This window comes from Arthrobacter sp. B0316-1-20 (assembly GCF_059091865.1).
In genome coordinates this window covers 1-5,376 of sequence record NZ_JBNHHC010000127.1, presented here as the reverse complement: position 1 = coordinate 5,376, position 5,376 = coordinate 1, and the positions used below count along the sequence as shown (strand labels likewise).

Sequence of the window (5,376 nt, the reverse complement as noted above, 5' to 3'; positions counted from 1 at the left end):
AAAGCCATTAGGAGGCAACCATGATCGGTTTCATTATTGCTGGACTCGTCATCGGGGCGCTTGCGCGCCTCATCAAACCCGGAAGGCAAAATCTGGGTCTCCTGGCAACGCTGCTGCTGGGCCTGGTCGGGTCAGTCATCGGAGGTGTCATCGCAAATCTGCTGGGTACCGGTGACATCTTTGAGCTAAACGTCATCGGATTCATCGTTGCCGTGATTGCGGCGATACTCCTTATCGGTGTGGCCGAGAGCATATCCGGCCGCCGCAGTGTTCGCCGCTAGGTATGGAGTGCTTTGTTGTCGCGATCACCGGCATGATTGCAGAGCGCCGCTGAGCGAAGGCCGCTATCCCACGCCTCAATAGTAGGCGGCATGGGATAGCGGTTCGGCATGCGGCTGTTCATCCAACGAACGCCTTCCATGATCCCGCCGAATGGATAAAGGTGATACAGGACGGTTCCGAGATTCCCGCCGTCCACCCCGGCCGCGAGTTGATCCCAATAGCGTTCAGGACCGACGCGCTGGTCAAGGTTGACCATGGATAGTCCATATCGCCGAGCGATAGCTGCCGATGGCGCCACGCCAAACTGCTTGGCATATCTAAGGAGCTTTCCGACACCGGCTGGCCCCGGCAAGCCAATGCGAACGGGCGTGTCGATTCCTTCACGGCGCAATCGCTCTATCCATTGCACAACGGCATCGGCGTCAAATCCGAACTGCGTCGTATTCTCGACCGAGCAGCCTGCATCCTGAAGAAAGCCGAACTTCCACTTCAAGCAGCGCCAGAGCGTGTCGGTGTCGATCTTCGGGTGCCCTTCCGGATAGCCCACGATACCCACATGGCGAATGGAATGGTGTTCCAGGAGGTCGCTTCTCAGAAGGGCCAGCGAGTCCTTAAAGGGACCGGCAGGGACCGCCGGGTCGCCGCCCACAAGGATGATCCGCGACGGCGCAGCCTCTGCGATGAGGGCGCCGAGAAGATAATCGCGGTCCCGTTCGGAGCGCAGGCGGCGCGAGGAAATAATTGGGACGGGCTCGAAGCCGCATGCTCGTATTACCCGTGCTGCATTGATGCGTTGGGCATGATCCTCATTACCGAGGAACGCGATGTTGATCGGCGTTCCCGGTGGAATCGCGGCCTTGGCGGCCTCGACTTGCACAATGTCCTTCCCCGCAACCTCCAGCGCGTAAAGCCCGCCTTGGGACTGCGTTGCGGATTGGTACTGACTGTCGAGGTTAGGCATCTCCATCACCTGGCTTTTCTGAGAAGAAGTCGTTCAGCTTGACAGAGAAGAACTCGACGGCCACATAGGTCATGAGGACCAGGAGTCCGGTGCCGAACACGCCCCAATATCCGTACGACGTGAAGTATTGGAGGATCGCCTGGCCTGTTGCGAATCCGGAACCGATTAGGAACGCGACGATTGCACCGGTGTACGAAAGAACGCGCAGGAAACTCGTCCCCTCAACGGTACCCAAGTGCGCTCTGGTCGGGGATCTCTGTGCCAGGGTGGGGTGTCTTCTCCCGAAGGTTGGGGATGGGCTGCCCGCCGTCGATAGAGGACGACGAGCTGAATCCGCAAAGGAGGGCTCGGCCGCGGCCAGGATGACGCAGGAGAACAGCGGCAGCCGAAATAGCACCCGAGCGATTGATATATCCACGCCCCGCTTGAATGGATCGCTGGGCGAAAAACGACTCCCTGTCAAGGCAGGAGCCGCAGGTCAAAGGGCGGTCGTGGGCGTTTCAGAAGTCGCGGCAGCAGCGCAGGCTCAGGGCTTGCGGGGCACGATGTAGGTGCTGCCGTCAGCCCTCCTGACGGTTTCCCACTGCTGCTCGGTTTCCTCCTGCTGGCTGTGCAGCAGCTCCTTGTTTTCCTCGGTCATGGCATGATCCAGCGAACTGGACTGCGCCGGCCCGAAAATGAACCGGGCCTTGCCGGTCACGCGCATAAATTTGGAGGCAAAGCTCTCACTGTGGGCCATGGAAGAATCCCTTTCCTTGGTGTTCCGCACATCTAATCGTACGCTAAACATTAGGGCACGAAATGATACGCAGGGACAATGCCCGGAAAGGCGGACGAGACATGACTGTTCAACAAGACGAGGACCTGCTTCTGGAACACCAGCTGTGCTTCGCCCTCTCGGTGGCATCGCGCAGCGTTGTGGCCGCCTACCGGCCGGTGCTGGAGAAGCTGGGTCTGACCCACCCCCAGTACCTGGTCATGCTGGCCCTGTGGGAACAGAGCCCGCGTACCGTCCGCAGCCTGAGCGAAGCCCTCACGATGGAACCGGCCACGCTCTCCCCCATGCTCAAGCGCCTGGAGGTGGGGGGACTGGTCTCACGAAACCGGGTTCCGGGCAATGAAAGAGCCCTGGCCGTCGGCCTGACCGACAAGGGAGCGGCCCTGCGGACCCAGGCCCTGGATGTGCCCGGCACGATGATGGAGCGCCTGGGGCTGACCCGGGACGATGTCCGGAAACTGAACCGCACCATGCGCGACATCATTGCCGCCACGAACCGGACGTAGCCCCTCCTGCTGTCTACAGCTATAACCAGACCGTATCCGGGAAGCAGGCCTGACGCCGGTTCTGCATTCTTCGGTCGCTACAAGAACCACATAAGCCGATAACAGCGCCTATGTCTTGAGTTTCTAGACCTCAGTCGGTAGCCGGCGCACCTCAGTCCCAGCGGACAAACCAACCGGCTACCCGCAGGCAATTCTTCTGGCCACCAGCGGATATAACCTGAACGCCTGCTTGGGAACCAAATCAAACGGTGAGTTAGGTCTGCCCGGCTGGCCGGGCGCTGTTGCGCAGTGTGTGCCGGCACCGGCAATACGAAAGTACGGGCCGGGACCTGAAACCGTGTTTGCGGTTCCCCTCCCCGAGGCCACGTTAAACGGCGGCGGCACACCGTTTGAGGTGCGCCCCGCCCTTCGTCACGATCTCTGTCCATGGACCGAATCAACCGGTCAATGGGGGATGGAACCTTGTTATGAGTCGGACCCGTGCCGGCTTCCGGCCTTAGCCAGACCGCGGGCGATCATGTAACCGATGGTCAACCACGTGATGTACTGCATCGCCTGGTTGGCATCGAACGGATCACCGCCATTCTCATCGCCGTTCTCCCCCACCACTATCGCGGTGATGATCGTGCCCAGGACCGCGGCGAGGTAAACGATGAGTTCGGTGGTCTTCACCGCGGCCTTGGTCTCGGCCAGCCGGTGGTGTGGGGTGTGCTCGTTGCGGGGTGCTGCCATGATGACTCCTGAAGTTTGGGGGGGCCGTACCGGCCATGCATCCGGTGAAAACGTGCTGCTCAGTCCCGCCGAATACACTGTAGAATTTACCCTTAGACATCGATGATGGCAAGCATGCTTACCTTCCCGGCGGGCCTGCCTTCCTGACTGTCCAGGCTGTGCAGATCCCCGACCCAAGAGACGATCAACCGCATGTCCAAGCATCCCGACGGCACAGGCCCCGGCCCGCCTCCGGACGGTGTTCCCGTTCCCCGCACACCGGCCCGGCGGCCCCGCCTGAACCGGGACCTCGTTCTGGCCACCGCGCTTCGGCTCATCGACGCGGAGGGTTTGGACGCACTGACCATGCGCCGGCTTGGACAGGAACTGGGCCGTGACCCGATGGCGCTCTACCGTTACGCGGACAACCGGGCCGCGCTCCTGGACGGCGTCGCGGAACTTGTCCTCAGCGAGCTGGTCATCCGCCCCGAAGACAGCGACTGGAAGTCCCAGCTCAGACAGACCGCCCACGAGTTCCGGCGGATCGCCCTGACCCACCCCCACGTGGTGCCGCTGCTGGTCACCCGCCCCCTGTCCACCCCGCTGGGGCTTCGCCCCCTGGGCACCCTGCGCCCGCTGGAGCAGATCCTTTCCCTGCTCATCCGGGCCGGCTTTGCCCCGGCCGACGCCCTGCATGTGTACCGGGCCTACTACGGATACCTCTACGGTCACATTCTCAACGAACTGCAGGAATTCATCGTCGACCCCGAGGAAAAGGAACACCTGCTCCGCCTGGGCCTGCACCGACTGCCGGCGCGCGAATTCCCCCACCTGCGGAAACTGGCCCACATCCTCGCCGAATACGACGGCGCCGCCGAACTCGACCAGGGAATCACCATCCTCCTGGCCGGCCTGGAAGCCCAGCTGCACCCCCCCGCCAACAAGGAACCCTGACCGGATCCGCCCCCCGGACCCGATGATCACAGGAGAACACCGATAACAGCGCATATGTCGGGGCTCTTCGGGGGGTAATGGTTAAACGTCATCCTGACGTGGGGAAGCCGTCATTTGCCGGTCACCGGTTTGTTGCCTGCCGCCTGTTGATTCCTCTGTGTGATGAATACGGGATCCCACGGCACTTGGCAAAGCGCAGCAGCAGTCGCAGCTACCCGGCGACGGTTCCTGACGGTGACGGGTGCGGCAGCGGCCCTGGCGCTGACCGGTAGTTTTCTTGATGTGGAGCGGGCTTCGGCCACAGCCTCCGGCGACCGTCTGCCCGGTTACCCGTTCACGCTCGGGATTGCCTCCGGAGATCCGCTGCCCGAGGCGGTGGTGATCTGGACCCGTCTGGCCCTTGATCCGCTCGCCCCGTTCGGCGGAATGAATCCCCGGGAGTATCCGGTTCAGTGGGAGGTGGCCGAGGACGAGGCGTTCCGCACCGTGGTCCAGCGCGGCACCGCCCTGGCCCGGCCCGAGCTTTCCCACAGTGTCCACGTGGATGTGCGGGGGCTGAGTCCGTGGCGGCACTACTGGTACCGGTTCAAGGCCGGATCGCACCTGAGCCCGACAGGACGGACCAGGACCGCACCGGCCGCCCACGCTTCGGTCGGTGCGCTGTCGCTGGCCTTCGCGTCCTGCCAGGTCTGGTACGAGGGCTGGTACACCGCCTACAAGGACATGGCGGCCCGGGACCACGACGTGGTCTTCCACCTGGGTGATTACATCTATGAGTACGGTGTGGGGGCCGACTCGGGCATCCGCAAGCAGGCGGTTCCGGAGGACTTCACCCGCGAGACGATGACCTTGGATGAGTACCGCGGCCGCTACGCCCTGTACAAGTCGGACCCGGACCTGCAGGCCGCGCACGCGGCCGCCCCGTGGATCGTGACGATGGATGACCATGAGGTCGAAAACAACTGGGCCGGCCCCATCTCGGAGAACCGGGCACCGGAAGGCGAGTTCCTCATCCGCCGCGCCAACGCGTTCCGGGCGTTCTGGGAGAACATGCCGTTGCGTCTGGATCAGTCCCCCACCGGACCGGACATGCAGCTCTACCGCCGGTTCCAGTACGGCAACCTGGCCCGCTTCAACGTCCTGGACACCCGCCAGTACCGCTCCGACCAGGCCGCCGGCGACGG

The 5,376-nt window shown here is 62.9% G+C and carries 8 protein-coding genes; 4 read left to right on the top strand and 4 right to left on the bottom strand.

What is annotated here, in order from left to right; all coding sequences use genetic code 11:
* The first annotated feature begins 20 nt into the window (after window positions 1-20).
* On the top strand, window positions 21-281 hold the full coding sequence (locus AC5RW2_RS40200) for a GlsB/YeaQ/YmgE family stress response membrane protein (protein WP_494032972.1): 261 nt from the start codon (window positions 21-23) through the stop codon (window positions 279-281).
* Here the strand turns inward: AC5RW2_RS40200 and AC5RW2_RS40195 are convergent.
* From AC5RW2_RS40195 to AC5RW2_RS40185, 3 genes are all read right to left on the bottom strand, one after another.
* Window positions 278-1,243 carry a methylenetetrahydrofolate reductase gene (locus AC5RW2_RS40195; RefSeq protein WP_494037205.1) on the bottom strand — a complete coding sequence of 322 codons (966 nt, stop codon included), beginning with the start codon at window positions 1,241-1,243 and terminating at the stop codon, window positions 278-280. The two genes, AC5RW2_RS40200 and AC5RW2_RS40195, sit on opposite strands and share 4 nt — an antisense overlap.
* Window positions 1,236-1,478, bottom strand: a complete 243-nt coding sequence (locus tag AC5RW2_RS40190) for a hypothetical protein (protein ID WP_494032970.1) — start codon at window positions 1,476-1,478, stop codon at window positions 1,236-1,238. Before AC5RW2_RS40190 ends, AC5RW2_RS40195 begins: the two co-directional genes overlap by 8 nt.
* A gap of 291 nt (window positions 1,479-1,769) precedes the next feature.
* A complete protein-coding gene (locus AC5RW2_RS40185) occupies window positions 1,770-1,982 on the bottom strand; it encodes a hypothetical protein (RefSeq protein WP_494002731.1) in 213 nt (70 codons plus the stop codon).
* Window positions 1,983-2,083: 101 nt separating this feature from the next.
* Here AC5RW2_RS40185 and AC5RW2_RS40180 point away from each other — a divergent pair, with 101 nt between their 5' ends.
* Window positions 2,084-2,527, top strand: a complete 444-nt coding sequence (locus AC5RW2_RS40180; RefSeq protein WP_494037206.1) for a MarR family winged helix-turn-helix transcriptional regulator — start codon at window positions 2,084-2,086, stop codon at window positions 2,525-2,527.
* A gap of 465 nt (window positions 2,528-2,992) precedes the next feature.
* On the opposite strand, the gene AC5RW2_RS40175 is transcribed toward AC5RW2_RS40180, so the two are convergent.
* A complete protein-coding gene (locus AC5RW2_RS40175; protein WP_494075244.1) occupies window positions 2,993-3,259 on the bottom strand; it encodes a hypothetical protein in 267 nt (88 codons plus the stop codon).
* A gap of 192 nt (window positions 3,260-3,451) precedes the next feature.
* Here AC5RW2_RS40175 and AC5RW2_RS40170 point away from each other — a divergent pair, with 192 nt between their 5' ends.
* Both AC5RW2_RS40170 and AC5RW2_RS40165 read left to right on the top strand, forming a co-directional pair.
* A complete protein-coding gene (locus AC5RW2_RS40170) occupies window positions 3,452-4,192 on the top strand; it encodes a TetR/AcrR family transcriptional regulator C-terminal domain-containing protein (RefSeq protein WP_494075243.1) in 741 nt (246 codons plus the stop codon).
* A gap of 162 nt (window positions 4,193-4,354) precedes the next feature.
* Window positions 4,355-5,376 (top strand): alkaline phosphatase D family protein (locus AC5RW2_RS40165; RefSeq protein WP_494075242.1); only part of this gene is annotated, 1,022 nt, incomplete at its 3' end.